Origin of the sequence: Clostridium tetanomorphum, from assembly GCF_017873215.1 — a bacterium.
GTDB lineage: Bacteria > Bacillota > Clostridia > Clostridiales > Clostridiaceae > Clostridium_AO > Clostridium_AO tetanomorphum.
This window is the reverse complement of sequence record NZ_JAGGKA010000012.1, coordinates 44,675-63,560: the sequence shown is the minus strand read 5'-3', so window position 1 is coordinate 63,560 and position 18,886 is coordinate 44,675. Positions and strand designations below refer to the sequence as shown.

The following is an 18,886-nucleotide window of genomic DNA, read 5'->3' as shown; positions in this document are numbered from 1 at the left end:
TATTTTTCTTTAAATAAAAAACTCCTTAACTACAAATAGCTAAAGAGTTATAAATATGTACACAAATAAAATACAATAAACACCTCCCTATTACTCGTAGAGTTACAGTGCAAAAAAATAGGCAGGTCTTCTGGCTTAAGTATCATAATTTTCTTCTGCCTTCCCATTTTAAAAATAGTGGCATAATAGAAGAAAACTCCTCTTTTACAGCGGCGGTACCGCGTGGGATTTTCACCCAACTTCCCTTTTAATTAATAAACTCATTAAACCTATTTTTTGAAAATATTCTATGAAATTATTACCTAAAGTATATTAGCACAAATATTTATATATATCAAGTTCCTACATGCATGAGCTGATGCTTCCATTTCTATATAATTGCTAAACTTATATTAACTTTACAATTTAAATTTTCTAATAATTTCATCTAAAGCTACAACAATACTTTTAAGTTTTTCTGTAGACCCTAATATTTCTGCCATACTTGCAGACTGTTCTTCCATAGATGCAGAAACCTCTTCTGTAGAAGCTGCAGACTCCTCTGATATATATGAAATTTGTTGTATTGAAGTTAATACCTCATCTTTACTTTTATTTACTTCTCTAATATTAGTATCTAATACTTCTGTTTGTTCAAGCATCTCTTCAACAGCCTCTTCTATACTTAAAAATGCCTTTTTTGCTTCTTCTAAAGATAGATTTGCTTCTTCATTACTTGCTTGTCCTTTGTCAATGTTTTCCTTAGCATTTGTAATTTCTTTTTGAATTTCTATAATAACATTACTAATTTCCTGAGTAGATTTGGCTGTTTGTTCTGCTAATTTCCTAACCTCCTCTGCAACTACTGCAAAACCTTTACCAGATTCACCTGCTCTAGCTGCTTCAATAGCTGCATTTAATGCTAAAAGATTAGTTTGTTCTGCTATAGATTGAATTACATTTACTATGCTACCAATTGAATTAGATTTTTCAGCTAAAATCTTAATATTTGACACAACTTCTGCGTTTGCTATGTTATTATCTTTAAATTTATTAAATAAATTCTCCATAACTTCAAGACCTTGAGCGTTTGTATTTTTAGTGATAGATGAATGTTTTTTTAATAAATTAGAACTATTTACTGAATTATCAATTTTTTTCGCTAATCTCTGTATCTTATCCACTCCATTTTGTGCATCCACCATTTGTTCTGTAGCACCTTTAGCTAATTCTTCCACCGCTATATTTACAGCATCTATAGATTGTACTGTTTCATTTGTAGAAGCTACTAAACTTTCAGATTGATTTAATATCTCTCCAGAATTTTCTTGAATCTCCCCCACCATGGCTCTTAATTTGTCTCTTAGATTAATAACTGCTTTACCAATTGTTGCTGTTTCATCTTTATAATTAAGAATTTCCTCAAAATTCTTATCATATGCTAAATCTAAAGCTTCCGTTTTATTAATTAAATTTGTTATTACTAAAATTGGATTTGTTATCTTTTTCCCAAAGTATACTGCTAAAATAATTGCTAAGAAAATAAATGCTATAACCATTCCAATAAAAATAATTCTATTTTTAATTAATTCTTTATTTTGAATATCTTTCTTTTCAGCTATGAAAGTATCAATATCATCTACATAATTTCCAGTACCAATTACCCAGTTAAAAGGTTTAAACAATTTACTATAAGATCTTTTTGGCAAAGCTTCTGTTTCTCCTTTTTTAGGAAACCAATAGTCTGTATACCCTCCATCTTCTTTCATTCCATTGGAAATAATTTCTTGTACAATTAATTTTCCTTTTACATCTTTTAAGTTATATCTATTAGTGCCTTCTGTTGCACTGCCCAATAATACAATATTTACTCCTTGAACAGTATCAATCCAAAAATAACCTTCTCTACCATATCTTAAATCACGCACTAAATCTATACTTAAGTTTTTAGCTTGTTCTAAAGTAATCTCTTTAGCTTCATATTTTTTATATATTCTATCTAATAATGTTATAACATTATCTACCTGATTTTTAATCATAACATTATAATCTTCTCTTACTGTTTCTTCTAAAGAATTCAACATTTTCTTATTCATCTTAATTTCACTATATACACTAATGCTCCCTAAAAGAAAGGATATAAATAACACTATTATAATTGTAAATAATGATATTTTTCTGCTTATTTTACTTGTAATAAAATTCATACACATGCCCCCTAAATTAGATATTTTCTATAATTATAACTTAAATGGTTAGAATTTTCTATCACATTCGATAATACCTATATATTTTTTTGCTTATTCTATTTATTATATGAAATTATTGATTTCTATTTAATATGATATTATAATAAAATGGTTAATTTTATTAACTATTAATATTATTAATAATTACTCATATTAATTATTTTAATATGTAACAAATTTAATATAGGAGGTTCAAAATGAAAATAACCGAAATTTCAGTAAAAAAACCTGCAGCAATAACAATGGTAATATTATTATTTATAGGACTAGGAATAATAGGTTACAAAAATATGGGGGCTGACTTACTACCTTCTATGAATATTCCTATCATAACAGTATCAACTACCTATAGCGGTGCTAGTGCTGAAGATGTAAAAAAAGATATTATAAAACCAATTGAAGATGCTGTATCAGGAATAAGTGGTATTGATAAAATTAATTCTCAATGTCGTGAAGGATACGGTTTGGTTATTATAAGTTTTAAAAGCACTATTGATATGAATTCGGCATTAATAGATGTACAGAAATCTGTTGATAATGCATCATCCAAACTTCCTCAAAGCGCAAATAAACCAGTCTTATATAAAGCAGATATTAATGATATGCCGATTTTAACCTTAGCTTTAACTGGAAATGTTAGTTATGATGAACTTTATAATGAAGCAGATAAAGTTAAAGAATCTATACAAAAAATTCCCGGTATTGGAAAAGTAGACCTGCAAGGTGCCAATAAGAAGCAATTGATGATAAAACTTGATAAAACTGCCCTAGAATACTATAGAGTAAATATTAATACTTTAATAGGTAAATTGAAATCAGATAATATTAATATACCTTCGGGAGAAATCAAACATGATAATATAAATGAATCTATTAGGGTAAATGGTGAATTTCAAAATATTGATGAAATAAAAAATATATTAATTCCTACATTAAGTGGAGGGGCTGTTCGTCTTAACGATATTTCAGAAATAAAATTAGAAACTCCTGAACCTGCTTCATTATTAAGGCTAAATGATAAAAATACAATATCTATTAGTATACAAAAACAAAGTGATGCAAATGTTGTAGAAGCAGTAAATAAGGTAAAAAAAGAATTAGAAAATATTAAAAAAAATAGCCCTAGTGAAATTGATATAAAAATTGCTAATGATACTACTACTTTTATTAATGCTTCTTTATCTGAAATAAAACGTAATCTTATAGAAGGAATTATAACTACTGCTATTGTACTTTATTTATTCTTCCGCAGTTGGCGTTCTTCTATAATTACATTGGTTGCTATACCTACATCACTTATATCTACATTCTTTATGATGTATCAATTTAAGTTTACTTTAAATATGATGTCCCTAATGGCACTGTCACTATGTATAGGTACATTAGTTGATGATTCTATAGTTGTACTTGAAAATATTCAAAGACATTTAAGTATGGGAAAAACTCCTGTCAAAGCAGCAATTGAAGGTCGTGAAGAAATAGGAATGGCTGCTATAGCTATTACACTTTGTGATGTGGTGGTTTTTGCTCCTATTGCTTTTATGTCAGGTATTACAGGAGAAATTTTTAAAGAATTTGGGTTAACAATAATTGTGGCAACCCTATTTTCACTTGTAGTTTCATTTACAGTTACTCCAATGCTTGCTTCAATTTTATATAAGAAAAAAACAATAACTAATGAAAATGTTAAAAAGAAAGCTACTAAGATTAATTTAATTAGAAAAATAGAAAATAAAATTTCCAATTTATTTGAAGGAACTGTAAAATTATATAAAAAAATTCTTATATGGTCATTAGACAATAGAGGAAAAGTGTTAACTATAGTGTTTATAATGATTGTTTTTAGCATATCTCTTATTCCTATGAAATTTATAAATTCAGAATTTATTCCTCAAACAGACCAGAGTTCTCTTACTATTAACTTATCTCTTACTCCTGGTTCTAGTTTAAACAAAACCAATGAAAAAATAGTTCAAGTAGAAAACTATTTAAAAACATTGCCAGAAGTAAAAGATTATTTCTCAACAGTAGGAAACAATAATAACAAAGCTTCTGGTGAAATCATTGTTCAATTAGTTTCTAAGAATCAACGTAAAAAAAGTCAAAATAAAATTGCTCAAGAAGTTCGTGATTGGGGAAAGAAGTTACCTGGAGTAGACTTTAATATATCAGAAAAACAAATGGGAAGCGGTGGAAGCAGTAAACCAATAGTTATTAACATAATGGGAAATAATTCTGATACATTAAAAGACTTATCTAATAAAATTGAAAGTTTAATTAATACAATTCCAGGAGTTATTGATGTAAGTAATTCCTCAAAAACAAAAAGTAGTGAACTTAAAGTAAAAGTTGATAGACTTGCAGCTTCACAATATGGAGTTTCTATATCCGATGTAGCTAGTTTGCTTAGAACTGGTATAGAAGGTACTACAGCGGGTACATATAGAACAAAAGATGATGAATATGATATAAAACTTAAATTTACGAAAAATGAAATAAAAACTACTGAAGATGTTGGTTCCATAAAAATTACTAATTCCTCAGGACAACAAATACCTTTAAGTCAAATTGCATCTATAGTACAGGAAGATGGACAACAATCAATATCAAGAGAGGATAGACAAGACATAGTTACAGTTTCTTCCAATATACAAGGAAGAGTACTTAGTGAAGTTTCTGGTGATATAAATAAAAAATTAAAATTCATATCTGTGCCAACTGGATATAGTATAAATTTTGGAGGAAGTCAGGAACAAATGACAGATGCTTTTTCTGCACTTATAAAAGCTTTAGCTGCTTCAATCATTCTTGTTTATATGATTTTAGTAGTTCTTTATGAATCATTCTTAACTCCATTTATAAGAATGTTAGCTTTACCTTGTGCCATAATAGGTGCTTTATTTGCATTAGCTATAACTGGTAAATCTTTAAATCTAATGTCTATGATAGGTCTGATAATGCTTGACGGACTAGCTTCTAAAAATGGTACTTTACTTATAGACTATACAAACACTCTTATGAAAAATGGTATGAGCCTAAAAGATGCTCTTATAGAATCAGGTGTTACTAGATTAAGACCTATAATAATGACTTCAGTAACAATGATAGTTGGAATGCTTCCTGCTGCATTATCATTAGCTGAAGGAAGTGAAACCAAATCTAGTATGGCTGTAGTAGTAATTGGTGGTATGATTGTATCAACTATACTTTCTCCTATTGTATTACCAGTGGTTTATACAATAATGGACGATATGAAAAAAGCATTATTTAAAAAGAACAAAAAAACATCACATATTATGGAGGTGGAATAATATGAAATCAAATAGTTTTAATAAAAGTAAATTTATATTGATTATTGTCATAATAGCTATTGTAGCTGGAGGTGTTGTTATCTATAATAAAAAAAATAAAAAACTAGAAGTAAAAGAAGAAATTAAAAATGTAAATGTAAAAAAAGCCTCTATCGCCTCAATATCTACTGAAATAGAATATCCAAGTAATTTAGAATCTATACAAGAAATAACTCTTTCACCTAAAGTACCTGGAAAAGTTGCTAGTGTAAATGTAGATATCGGGGACAAGGTTTCAGTTGGACAAACTCTCTTTACTTTAGATTCGTCAGAACTTACAGCTCAACTAAAACAACAAGAAGCTATGCTAAATGCTGCTAATGTTAATTTAGCTAAAACAAGTGATTCTGGATTAGCTCAACAAATATTAACTTTAGAGCAAGCATTAAATAAATCTCAAATATCCTATAACGATTCTAAAGATAACTACAATAAAATGCAAAAATTATATGAAATAGGAGCAATTTCTAAACAAGAATTAGATAATTCAAAATCAAAATATGATACTTCATCTATAGATTTAAATACTTCTAAAAATAATTTAGCTTTATTAAAAGAAAAATCCGGACCTCAATCCATACAAGTTGCTGTAGCACAAGTTGAACAATCTCAGGCTGGTGTTAATTATATTAAATCTCAACTTGATAATCTAATAATTAAATCACCTATTGCTGGTGTAGTATCTGCTAAAAATATTGATATTGGACAAATTGCTTCATCGCCTTCAAATTCAGTTACAATTATAAATTCATCAAATTTAATTGCAAAAATAAATATACCTGATAAAATGGTAAATAGAATTAAGGTTGGTCAATCTGTAAATGTAAAAATAAATGCTTTAGAAGGCAAAAAAATTTCAGGTATAATAAATAATATAAGTCCTGATGTAGATACTAAAAATAATTCTTATATTGTTAAAGTTAAAATTGACAACTCAAATGGAGAAATAAAATCAGGTATGTTTGCAAAAATATCCTTACCATCTGAAAATAAATCAAGTATATTGACTGTTCCTAATGAAGCTATTAAGATAGAAAATAATGTTAAGTATTTATATATAGTTGAAAGCGGTAAGGTAAAAAAAGTATCCATTAGCACTGGAATTTCAAATGACAAAATCACAGAAATTACAAGCAACTTAAAAGAAGGAACTAACATAATTATTGATGGGCAAAACTTTTTAAGTGAAGGTGAAAAAGTTAACATTGCAAAATAATATTAATTAAATATAACTAAATTTATATAAATGCGTTAGTTTTTAAATATTAAATAACTAACGCATTTTAAACATATAGTTTTAGGAGGTGTTATAAAAAATATATGAATAAAGATACTACGGAGCTCATTGTAGATATTCTAATTGATAACATTATGTTTGACAGATTGCTCTTAAATTTCAATTTAGAACTACCAAAAAATCAAAGTATGGTATTAGGTGTGTTGTATGAAGAGGAAAGTTTACCAATTTCAGAAATTGGTAAAAAACTAGAAATTTCCAAACCTCAGATGACAGTTATTATAGATAAACTTATAAAACAAGACTTAGTGGAAAGAATACCTGATAAAAAAGATAGAAGAGTAATAAATATTAACCTTACCACTAAAGGAAAAAAATATTTACACAAAATGTATTTATCTTTAAGAAATAATATTAAACTTAAACTTTTATCTCTATCTAAAGAAGATATGATTATGCTATCCGACTCCTTACAAACTGCTAGAAGCATATTAAAAAAAATAGAATAATGTTTTACTAATATGGAGTAAATTTATTCACTCCATATTAGTTTAAATTTTAAATTAACCATATATTAAAGTTTTATTTCCTCATATATACAAACACAGTAGGCTCACTTTCATTATGAAGCCTGTCTAAAGCAGTAATGGCATAAGTATAATTTCTGTCTATGCTAGCAGATAGATCATTAAATTGTAAATATGTCTGTCTATTAATTCTTCTAACAGTGGTTAAAATATTTTTAGGATTTTGAATATCTCCTATTTCATTGCCATCAAATCTATATATTACATAATAAGTTGAATCATTTTTCTCTTCATCCTGCCACTTTATAGTTATACCTTTGTCCTGCTTTTCAATATTATTTATTTTAACTATATTTGGTGCTTTATTGTCTAACCATGGCATTGTAGGAACAAGAGCTTTAAAATTAAAGTAAGAATCCTTTATTATATTTGTGGTATTAAATTTATTAGTCTTTAAACTAGATAAACTAAAAAAACTACTTCCTTTAACTTCCGGATACATAGAATTAAACTTTAATTGATTGGGTATCTCTTGAGAATTTTGCCAATCCTTATCGAAACTGCTATTAGTTACATGTTTGTAATTAGCATGTCCAATATACAATTGACAATTAGTCCCTTTAACTACATTTGCCCACCAATCTGTAAGTTCTCCATAAGGTGCTGAATTTTGTGCAAAGCTCCAGTAGATTTGAGGAGTAATATAATCCAACCATCCTCTTTTTACCCATTTTCTTGTATCTGCATATATATCATCATAGCTTGCTGAAGATCCTTTAGGTGTATGTGAGCCTTCTCCTTCAGTACTTCCAACAGGGTGATTTTCTATACTTCCCCATATTCCAAAAGGACTTACGCCAAATTTTACATAGGACTTTTTACACTTAATAGCTGCAGATACTTGTTGAATCAATGAATCAATATTGTATCTTCTCCATGATTTTATATCTTTAAACTTTCCTCTGTATTTTTTGAATGTATTTAAATCTTCTTTAGCATTACCAAAAACATAGGTTTTCCCATTTCTATTTACTTTGTATGGATAAAAATAATCATCAAAATGAATTCCATCTATGTCATAATTTTGAACTACTTCCATTAAACTATCCTTAATATAATTTCTTACCTGTGGCTCACCTGGATTTAAAAACAGCTTACCATCAAATTTTAAAACATATTGAGGATTTTTTCTTGCCCAGTTATTTGTAGCCAAAGTACTTAAAAGTTGTTTTGTAGTTTTATTTGGCTCATATCCAACTGTTACTCTATATGGATTGAACCAAGCATGAAATTCCATATTTCTTTTATGGGTTTCTTCTATCATCCACTTTAATGGATCCCAAAGAGGATCTTTTCCTTGGACTCCTGTTAAATATTCAGACCAAGGATTTATCTTTGATTTATAAAAAGCATCTGCTTTTGGCCTTACTTGAAAAGTAACAGCATTTAAATTCAAAGATTGAAAATTATCTAAAAGCTTTATGTATTCAGCTTTAAATTCTTTTTCATTTAACCCTTTCTTTGATGGAAAATCTAAATTACTTATTGTTGATACCCATGCACTTCTAAACTGCCTTTTTTCATGGATTGGATCTTTTGGAATATAAACTTGACTTCCATGTAAAAGAATGGGATTATTAGTTCCATACTTTAATAAAGGTACTTTAGAATCCATATCTGCATTTACTTTAGTAAAAAATAGTGAAGATGACAAAAATATAAAAGATACTGATAATGCTATAAATTTTACTAATTTAACCTTTGACATTATTTTTCCCCCTTTTTTATCTCATCAAGTTATTCTTGTGAAATTGATTCCATGTAAATTTATGGAACGTTCTTCTTATATATTATTATTAAATGGGGGAAATTACAATATGAAAAGCTTATTATTTTTTCTTTCTATAAGCTGTGTCTTCTAAAGGTAGTTTATTTCTAAATTTGCCATCTAATTTCATATAAGCTCCTTGAACTGCTGGTGCTGTAGGAATTGTAGTTATTTCTCCTACACCTTTTGCTCCATAGGCAAGAGATGAAGTGTTTTTTTCAATTATTATAGATTTAATCTCAGGAACACTAGTTGATCTAAATAATCCCAAAGTTCCAAACTTAGCTTTTGGAATAGAATTCTTTAAAGGATAATTCTCTGTAAGGGCATATCCAAGTCCCATTACAACTCCACCTTCTATTTGCCCTTCTACACTTATTGGGTTAATTGCCTTTCCCACATCATGAGCAGCAACAACTTTTATTACAAAACCCTTCTCATCTAGAATAACCACCTGTGTTCCATATCCATATGCCACATGGCTTACTGGATTAGGTTTATCTGATCCCATAGGATCTGTTACTCCTAAATATTCTCCATAAAAATCCTGACCCTCAAGTTCTTCAATAGATTTCACCTTTAAAGCTTCTTTTAATTTTAAAGCAGCTTTCTTTGTAGCCTCTCCTGTAAATACAGTTTGTCTTGATGCCGTAGTAGTGCCAGAGTTTGGGGTAATTGCAGTATCCGGTACATCTACAACTACTTTATCAGGTGAAACTTTTAATGTTTCACAAACCATCTGCAATACTATAGTTGCCATACCTTGCCCTATACATGCTGCACTAGTTCTTATGTGAATTTTTCCATCTATTATAGTCAGTCTACATCTGCCAGTATCAGGAATACCTACCCCTAATCCACTATTTTTAATTGCACATGCAATACCTGCATAAGTATTTTTTTCATATTCTTCTTTAACAGCCAAAAGAGTTTCTACTATAGCTGTATCCTGTCCTGCTATCTGTCCATTGGGCAAAATATCTCCAGGCTTTAAAGCATTTATATATCGTATCTCCCAATGTGATATACCTATCTTTTGCGCTAACAAATTTAAATTACATTCTGTGGCAAAAATAGATTGAGTAACACCAAAACCTCTAAACGCTCCTGCTGGTGGATTATTAGTATATACTGCTATTCCTTCAATATCTACATTTTGATAATTGTAAGGTCCTGCTGCATGGGTACATAATCTTTGAAGTACAGGTCCCCCTAATGAAGCATAAGCTCCTGTATCTGTTACTATTCTAGCTCTCATAGCTGTAAGTTTACCATTCTCATCACAGGCTGTAGTAAATTCCATTTCTGCTGCATGTCTTTTAGGATGAACCAGTATACTTTCCTTACGGCTTAAAATAACTTTCACAGGCTTTTTAGTATACCATGCAAGAAGCGCAGCATGATGTTGTACACTCATATCTTCTTTACCTCCAAAACCTCCTCCTACATATTTGCTTATTACTCTTACCTTTTCGGCTTCTAATCCAAGTAGCTCTGATACCTCTCTTTGATCATCATATATACCTTGTCCTCCGGTATATATTAACACTCCATCTTCATAAGGCATAGCAATAGCAGCTTCTGGCTCTAAAAAAGCATGTTCTGTAAAAGGAGTACTATATTTTTCAGTTACCACATACTTAGATTTTTTTATAGCCTCATCTACGTTTCCTCTTTTTAGTACTTCTTTTTTTAATATATTTCCTTTTGCATGAATTTTTGCTGCTCCCTGTTTCATAGCTTCTTCTGGACAAGTAAATGGTTTAAGCTCTTCATACTCTATGTTCACCTTATTTATAGCCTCTCTTAAAATCTTCTTACTCTTAGCAGCAACTAAAGCTACTGCATCTCCTATATATCTAGTTTCCTCTCCTTCTGCAATCATTGCTGGCCAATCCTTTACTAAATGTCCAATAAATCTATTTCCTGGTATATCTTTAGCTGTAATAACCGCTACTACCCCCGGATATGCTTCTGCTTCCTTTATATCTATCTTTTTTACTAATGCTCTAGGATACCTGGTTCTAACAGCTCCACCATAAAGCATTCCATCTACTTGCATATCATCTACATATTGTCCAGTCCCTAATACTTTGTCTTCCACATCAATTCTATATATAGATTCTCCTACTATTCCTTTAAACTCCCTTTTAAGCGGATAAAAATTTTCTCTTAAAGCCTTTGCCACCATAGCTATAGCTTTCTCTATTTTTACATATCCGGTACATCTACAGACATTACCTTTTATAGCTTCTTTGATTTCCTTTCTTGTTGGATTTAAATTATTATCCAGTAAACCTTTTGCACTTATAACCATACCTGGAATACAAAATCCACATTGTACTGCTCCTGCTTCTGAAAAAGCCCAAGTATATAAATCCTTCTCTCTTTTTGAAAGGCCCTCTACAGTTAATATACTTTTTTCATGAACTTTTGAAGTAGTTAGAAGACATGCTCTTACTTTATTTCCATCAACTAATATCATACAAGCACCACAAGCACCTTCACCACATCCATTTTTAACTGAAGTCAATCTAGCATCTTCTCTTAAATATTCTAATAAATTTTTATCCTCTTCTACCACTACTTCCTTCCCATTTAATTTGAACCTATACATTTCCCTCTCTCCTTAAATTTTTAATAAGCTATACTTAAAGCACCTTTAGAACATCTTGTTACACAAAGTCCACATCCAAAACATTTTTCCTTATTTATATAAAGCTTATCTTTAATAGTTATTGCATCATACATGCAACTAACTTTGCATAATCCACATTTTACACAAAAATTCTGATTTACTGTAGGTACTATTGAATAAGTTCTAAACTCTCTATCTAAATTCTTTTTGTGAGCAAGTCCTTTAATTTGTTCTATATCTTCATATCCTTTACTATTCAAGAAATCATTTAGTTGAGTAACTATCTTTCCATATATGGTTGGTCCTTTAAGTATAGCCTCAGTACATACCTGTACTGCTGAAGCTCCTGCCATAAACATTTCAGCCACATCTCTACCACAAGTTACTCCTCCAACTCCCATTATAGGAATATCAACCACCTGTGAGGCTTCATATATACATCTAATAGCTAAAGGTCTAATAGGGGCTCCCGACAGCCATCCATATCCTGTTTTGCTTCCCATTATTGGATATCCTGTGTCCACATCTATAGCCATACAAGGCCCGAAAGAATTTATCATTACTAATCCATCTGCACCTGCATTTTCAACAGCTTTAGCTATTTTCTGTATATCTGTATGAGGACTCATCTTCATAAATACAGGTACATCTAATGCTTTCTTAGCTTCTCTTAATGCTGCCACTATAGGTTCTGTATCCGTTCCAACATAGTGTGTAGAAAGTTCCACTGCATCCGCAAAAGGCTTTACAAGTGGTGCTACTTTCTTTATTTGTTCTGCTGTATACCCCATTCCTATTATTAAAGGAACTCCAATTTCTTTAGCTTTTTTATATTCCCTTTCTATCCATTGTTCCTTTGGTAGTTCTGACCAAAGTTCTGTATTTAAAAATCCACTATTAGTATTTGCCATACATGGACGTGGAACATCTGCCGGATTTTCAGATATAGTTTTAGTAACTATTCCTCCTGCTCCCCCCTTTACAGCTTCTATACACATATTGCCGTCTTTTGCTCCAGGTCCTGCTGCTGTAAAAACAGGATTTGAAAATTTCATACCACAAATATTAATACTTAATTTAGCCATTTATAAATTCCTCCTATATCTATAAATTATTTTAGATAGTATTATTAGCAATCTTTTCTTCAACTTTAATTTTAGATTTTCCCAGCTCATTAAAAAATAAATTTAATAATATGGCTGCAATACTTCCTGTAGTTATACCACTATGAAAAAGAGTTTGTACCCATTGTGGAAAAGCTTGATAAAAACTTGGCACTGCCAATGGTATTAGTGAAAGTCCTATACTAATTGCTACAATCATTCCATTTTTAGTCCCATTAAACTGAACACTACCTAAAGTATTAATTCCTCCAGATACAACCATTCCAAACATGGCAAACCCTGCTCCTCCAAGTACAGGATATGGAATAGATGCAACTATAGCACCAGCTTTGGGAAACAACCCCAGTAGAATAAGAATTGCTCCTGAACAAGCTACAACAAATCTACTTTTTACTCCTGTAAGATTTACAAGTCCCACATTTTGTCCAAATGCAGTATGAGGAAATGTATTAAAAAATGCAGCTAACATTGAAGCAAATCCATCAGTCCTAAGTCCTCTTGTTAAATTCTTATGATCAATAGGCTTTCCTACTATCTGATGAATAGCTATCATATTCCCAGTAGCTTCTGTCATTGCAACAAGAGTTACTAATATTAAAGATATTATTGCAGTTAAATCAAACTTTATCATTCCAAAGTGTAGTGGAGTGTTTATGCTAAACCATGATGCTTCATGAACTCTACTAAAATCCGTCATATTTAAAAATGAAGCAATAACTGTTCCTATAACGATACCTAAAAGTATGGATATGTTGCCCAAAATCCCTTTAAGATATTTAGACATAATAACTATTAATATAAGTACAAATATTGCTAACATAATATTAGCTTGACTTGCAAAATTAGGTGATCTCACATCATTACCTGCTGACCACCTTATTCCAACAGGTAATAGTGATAACCCTATTATTGTTATTACTGTTCCTGTTACAACCTTTGGGAAAAATCTTATAAGCTTACTAAAAAAAGGAGCCATAAAAAAACAAAATACTCCTGAAGCAAATGTAGCTCCAAATATAGTGGTTATACCTGTTATAGTATCTCCTGGATAACTATTAGCTATAGCTACCATAGCTGACACAAAAGCAAAACTTGTCCCTTCTACAATTGGAACTCTAGCTCCTATGAAGGTTTTTATTCCCAAAGATTGTATTAATGTGGCTATCCCCGCTACAAATAGATCTGCATTAATAAGAAATATAGTTTCTTCTGATGATAAACCTAATGCTCCTCCAACAATCAATGGTACAGCTACAGCACCAGCACACATTGCTAAAACATGTTGTAGTGCCAAAATTATCATTTGTTGCCTAGGTAATATCTCATCTACTGCCATTACAGCTTCATTCCCCTTCTTTTCCATTTATTTCACCTCTCAATTAAATTATTCTTACAATCCTTTACATGAATTTTTTTAAAATCTTTCCCAAGTTTTTTTACTTAATTCTCTAGCTTTATTAAAAATGCTTTCTTCGTCTATATTAATTAATTCCCTATTCTTCATAAGAACTTTTCCATTTATTATGGTGGTATCAACTCTTCCACCTGACATACCAAATAAAATATGGGAATTTAAATTTTCTTTTAATATAGGTGTATATGGATTATAATCAACTATAATTAAATCTGCATATGCCCCTTCTTTTAAACATCCAATTGGTTTTTCAAAATATTTTGATGATATATTTCTGTTATTTTCAAATACCATAGTAGGTATTTCACTAAATCCTACACTTGAATCTGAAAGATTATGTTTCTGTAAAAGATTGCACACCTTCATAGATTCAAACATATCTGTAGTATATCCATCTGTTCCAAGTCCTAAGTTTATTCCCTTATTTAACATGTTAATAATTGGAGCAACTCCTACTGCATTTCCCATATTTGATTCAGGATTATGTACCACATTTGTGTCTGTATCCTTTAAAATCTCCATTTCAAGCTCATTCACATGTACGCAATGTACTCCAATAGTTTTTTCTCCTAACATATTAAAATCCATAAATCTTTGCACTGTTCTCTTTCCATATTTTTTTAAAGAATCATAAACATCTTCTATCCCTTCTGCTATATGAACATGAAATCCACTATCTAAATTACAAATAGACTCTGCACATTTTTCCATTGTCTTATTTGACAAAGTTAATGAAGCATGTAATCCAAACATTCCTTTTAAAAGGCTATCTTGTTTATCCTTTGTATATTTTATAAATTCTACATTTTCCCCTATACCTTGTTCCATAATATCTTTTCCATCTCTATCAGATACTTCATAACATAAACAACTTCTTATGCCTAATGCTCTTGAAACATCTCCAATAGTAAAAAGACTATCAGTAACAGCTTTTGGACTAGCATGATGATCAAAAACTGTAGTAGTACCATTTTTAATACAATCAATAAAAGTAACTAAAGCACTATATTTAATATCTTTTAAAGTTAAAGCTTTATCTAATCTCCACCATAATTTTTCAAGTATTTCTAAAAACTTTACAGGTGATTCATCCTTTAAAGCCATACCTCTAGCAAAAGTACTATATATATGCATATGTGTATTAATCATTCCTGGCATTATAACTTTACCTTTAGCATCAATAAATTCAGCTGAATTATATTTTTTTCTAAGAGTTTCTGTATTTCCAACTTCCTTTATAATATTTCTATCTATAACTACACATCCATCTTCAAAATATGGCATTTCATAGTTTTGAGTAATTAATCTTCCACTACCTACCAATAACATTAAACCACTCCCTATTTACCGATATACTGTTATAAAATTAACATTTATTCTAATAATAGCAATATATATGCCAAATATATGTTATGGACAATCATCTGGCATATCCGCATTTATGTATTTTTTTGTATTATTATACATTGATTCCTATTATCAAATTGATAATAAATTATCAATTTGATAATTACTTTTTTCTACCTTTTATTAAAGTATTATAATGTATTTTTCTAAAAACAATTATCATTTTGATACTATCCATTTATTATTAATTAACTACATATTATAAAAATTCACTCCTTAAAAAAGTTATAAAATACAAAAAAAGAAAGCCAACATTTGTTGACTTTCTTTTTTTTAGTACACTATTTTAGGCTCATATCCTTTTTCTCTCAAAGCCTTCATTATCTCATCTATATGTTCATGTCCATTTGTCTCTACAGTAACCTCTAGTGCCACTTGTTTTAATCTATCAATTGCTTTAAATTGATTGTGGTCAAGTTTTATTACATTTGCACCTAAATTAGACAATATCTCTGATATTTTATAAAGTTGCCCTGGAGTATCTCTAAGTCCCACTGAAAAGCAAAATAATCTTCCTCTTGAAAGTAATCCACAATTAAGTAAAGATGACATGGTCACTACATCTATATTTCCACCACTTATTATAGACACTACTTTCTTATCCTTAAAGTCTAACTTTTTTAATGCTGCTAAAGACAATACTCCTGTAGCTTCAGATACCAATTTATGTTTTTCTAGTAATACAAATAAAGCTTCCATAAGTTCCACATCTTCTACAGTTATAATTTCATCTACATATTTATTACATATTTCGAAAGTATTATCCCCTGGTGTTTTTACAGCAGAGCCATCTGCTATAGTATCTACTGAATTTAAACTTATTTTATTTCCACATTCCACTGAAAGCTTCATAGCCTTTGCCCCTTCTGCCTCTACTCCTATTATTTTCACATCAGGCCTTAAGCTTTTTATAGCTGTAGCTATACCACTTATAAGACCTCCTCCTCCAATAGGAACAAGTACTGCATATACATCTTCTATTTCTTCTAAAATTTCTAAAGCTATACTTCCTTGACCAGCTATAACATCTAAATCATCAAATGGATGTATAAATGTATATCCCTTTTCTTTTTCCAATCTTTTAGCCTCATTATATGCTTCATCATAGCAATCTCCTATAAGAACTACCTCTGCCCCATAATTTCTAGTAGCCTGTACTTTTATAAGAGGAGTATGCTTTGGCATTACAATTGTTGCTTTAATTCCAAGTTTATTTGCAGAATATGCTACCCCTTGAGCATGATTACCTGCTGAAGCTGCTATCAATCCTCTTTTTCTTTCTTCTTCAGTTAATTTCTGTATCTTATTTAAAGCCCCTCTTATTTTAAAAGATCCTGTTAACTGAAGATTTTCTGGTTTTATAAATACTTGATTTTCACATTCTTTACTAAATTCTGTACTATAAATCAATTTAGTATTTATACATATATCCTTTATCCTTTCCCTAGCTTCCAATACATCTTCTAATTTTAAATACTGTTTATCATTCATTGTTAGCCCCCCTATTTTGTATTAGTTTTATATCTTAACTAAAATTTAAGTTAAAATGCCCCTATAAACTAAATTTGATTTTATTGCTATTAATTCATCATGCATGAATAAAGTTATTAATACAATAAAAAAGTCCCTCGTCCTTAAAATAACTTATTACTTTAAGGACGAAAGACTATAACTCTTCCGCGGTACCACCTTATTTACAATTATAAAAATAATTGTCCCTTTTTTCAGGTCGACTTTTAAAAACATATTATATAAATAAATTTTTTAGTGAACCCTAACCATTTATCGTTGGTGAACGTCTTTATTTACTTAGATAACTATCCTTTCAACTCAGAAACTCAGGAGTGATAATTATATTTACATTAACACTAACTTCCACCAACCGTTAGCTCTCTTTAGTCAATTATTAAATATTTTTGTCTCCCTCATCGCATTTATCTTTATTAAAATTTTAAAACTTGTTAATTATTATATTTATAGTTTTTTAATTTGTCAATACTTTCTTATAAATCATTTTTACCTAAGTATCCATTTATAACATAATAATACCATATTGTCCTAGCAATCACAAAACTACTTGACATTACATAGTAGTTGTAATATATTATTTGTATAAGCTATTATGTAATACATGGTAGGTGATAATATGGCAAGAAATACTCAAATGTTAAAAGGCTTATTAGAAGGATGCATATTAAAAATCATAAGCAAAAATGAGACTTATGGTTATGAAATCTGTGAAAAACTAATAGAATTTGGATTTAAAGAAGTAACAGAAGGAAGTGTTTATCCAATTTTAATAAGACTTGAGAAAAAAAAGCTTATATTTTCTATTATGAAACCTTCTCCTCTAGGACCTATGAGGAAATATTATTATATTACTGATACAGGTAATACCGAATTAAAAGAATTTATTATTACTTGGAATGAAATGAAGCAAAATGTTGAAAATGTATTGGAGGAATAATTATGTTTTTAGAATTAAAACTTTTGAAAATAAGATCTAGAGAAGAAAAAAAGTTAAATAAAAAAAACTATAATTCATTTAAAGAAATAGAAGAATATATGAAAAATAGTACTTTAAGCTCTATTGAAAGAGAAGAAGTTTTTCAACAAATATTAGATATGATGCTACAAGCTCAATCTGAAAATAAAAGCATAAACTTATTTTTAGGAAGCAATCATAAAAAATTTTGTGACTCAATAATAAATGAGTATAATTCTTCAAAAAGCTTTATATTTAAAACTATAGATTTCATTGAAGAATTTATTGTGTACTTTCTTATATGGATATCACTAGACATGCTATTTAGTTTTTCATTACAATTTAATATAAACTCTTTAATAACAGTGTCATTATTATGCATTATAACTTTCATAAAAAAATCAAAAATAACATCTACAAACCAAGGTAACATAAAATCCACCATTAAGTCTTTTTCTTTTATAGTACCTCTAGTACTTATAATAAAAATTATAATAAATACTATAACATCTATTTTCAATATTAACACAGATATAAATATAAATTTATATTCTGTAAGATACTTCATAGTAGGATTTATATTGTTTTTATTAATATCTCAGTTATATAAGATAAAATCTAACAAAATAAAAATCTTACAGTAAAATA

Annotated in this window: 12 protein-coding genes, 1 riboswitch and 1 other annotated feature; of the genes, 5 read left to right on the top strand and 7 right to left on the bottom strand. The window is 29.4% G+C overall.

Annotated features, from left to right (window positions below; translation table 11 throughout):
• Positions 1 to 103 precede the first annotated feature (103 nt).
• Positions 104 to 288, bottom strand: a riboswitch (cobalamin riboswitch).
• Between the two features lie 110 nt (positions 289 to 398).
• Positions 399 to 2,186 (bottom strand): methyl-accepting chemotaxis protein, encoded by a 1,788-nt coding sequence (locus tag J2Z24_RS12405; RefSeq protein WP_035145634.1) that lies wholly within the window; start codon positions 2,184 to 2,186, stop codon positions 399 to 401.
• Positions 2,187 to 2,425: 239 nt separating this feature from the next.
• On the opposite strand from J2Z24_RS12405, the gene J2Z24_RS12400 reads away from it, so the two are divergent.
• The 3 genes from J2Z24_RS12400 (at position 2,426) to J2Z24_RS12390 (ending at position 7,324) form a co-directional block, all read left to right on the top strand.
• Positions 2,426 to 5,539: an efflux RND transporter permease subunit gene (locus J2Z24_RS12400; RefSeq protein ID WP_035145633.1), complete on the top strand. Its 3,114-nt coding sequence runs from the start codon at positions 2,426 to 2,428 to the stop codon at positions 5,537 to 5,539.
• Between the two features lies 1 nt (position 5,540).
• On the top strand, positions 5,541 to 6,794 hold the full coding sequence (locus tag J2Z24_RS12395; RefSeq protein WP_035145631.1) for an efflux RND transporter periplasmic adaptor subunit: 1,254 nt from the start codon (positions 5,541 to 5,543) through the stop codon (positions 6,792 to 6,794).
• Positions 6,795 to 6,898: 104 nt separating this feature from the next.
• The gene (locus J2Z24_RS12390; protein ID WP_035145630.1) at positions 6,899 to 7,324 is read left to right on the top strand and encodes a MarR family winged helix-turn-helix transcriptional regulator; all 426 of its coding nucleotides are present in this window, start codon (positions 6,899 to 6,901) and stop codon (positions 7,322 to 7,324) included.
• 73 nt (positions 7,325 to 7,397) lie between these two features.
• Here the strand turns inward: J2Z24_RS12390 and J2Z24_RS12385 are convergent, their stop codons facing one another.
• The 6 genes from J2Z24_RS12385 to ilvA form a co-directional block, all read right to left on the bottom strand.
• Positions 7,398 to 9,110, bottom strand: a complete 1,713-nt coding sequence (locus tag J2Z24_RS12385) for a glycoside hydrolase family 10-like protein (RefSeq protein ID WP_051593144.1) — start codon at positions 9,108 to 9,110, stop codon at positions 7,398 to 7,400.
• Positions 9,111 to 9,231: 121 nt separating this feature from the next.
• On the bottom strand, positions 9,232 to 11,787 hold the full coding sequence (gene xdh, locus J2Z24_RS12380; RefSeq protein WP_035145628.1) for a selenium-dependent xanthine dehydrogenase: 2,556 nt from the start codon (positions 11,785 to 11,787) through the stop codon (positions 9,232 to 9,234).
• A gap of 20 nt (positions 11,788 to 11,807) precedes the next feature.
• On the bottom strand, positions 11,808 to 12,893 hold the full coding sequence (locus J2Z24_RS12375) for a 4Fe-4S binding protein (RefSeq protein WP_035145626.1): 1,086 nt from the start codon (positions 12,891 to 12,893) through the stop codon (positions 11,808 to 11,810).
• Between the two features lie 31 nt (positions 12,894 to 12,924).
• Positions 12,925 to 14,295 carry a nucleobase:cation symporter-2 family protein gene (locus tag J2Z24_RS12370; RefSeq protein WP_035145625.1) on the bottom strand — a complete coding sequence of 457 codons (1,371 nt, stop codon included), beginning with the start codon at positions 14,293 to 14,295 and terminating at the stop codon, positions 12,925 to 12,927.
• Positions 14,296 to 14,346: 51 nt separating this feature from the next.
• The gene (gene ssnA / locus J2Z24_RS12365) at positions 14,347 to 15,675 is read right to left on the bottom strand and encodes a putative aminohydrolase SsnA (protein ID WP_035145622.1); all 1,329 of its coding nucleotides are present in this window, start codon (positions 15,673 to 15,675) and stop codon (positions 14,347 to 14,349) included.
• Positions 15,676 to 16,026: 351 nt separating this feature from the next.
• Entirely contained in the window at positions 16,027 to 17,244 is a 1,218-nt protein-coding gene (gene ilvA, locus J2Z24_RS12360) for a threonine ammonia-lyase (protein WP_035145620.1), read from the bottom strand.
• A 160-nt stretch (positions 17,245 to 17,404) separates the two neighbouring features.
• Positions 17,405 to 17,691: a binding site (T-box leader), on the bottom strand.
• Between the two features lie 208 nt (positions 17,692 to 17,899).
• On the opposite strand from ilvA, the gene J2Z24_RS12355 reads away from it, so the two are divergent.
• Both J2Z24_RS12355 and J2Z24_RS12350 read left to right on the top strand, forming a co-directional pair.
• The gene (locus J2Z24_RS12355) at positions 17,900 to 18,220 is read left to right on the top strand and encodes a PadR family transcriptional regulator (protein WP_035145619.1); all 321 of its coding nucleotides are present in this window, start codon (positions 17,900 to 17,902) and stop codon (positions 18,218 to 18,220) included.
• Between the two features lie 2 nt (positions 18,221 to 18,222).
• The gene (locus J2Z24_RS12350; protein ID WP_035145617.1) at positions 18,223 to 18,882 is read left to right on the top strand and encodes a DUF1048 domain-containing protein; all 660 of its coding nucleotides are present in this window, start codon (positions 18,223 to 18,225) and stop codon (positions 18,880 to 18,882) included.
• Positions 18,883 to 18,886 lie beyond the last annotated feature (4 nt).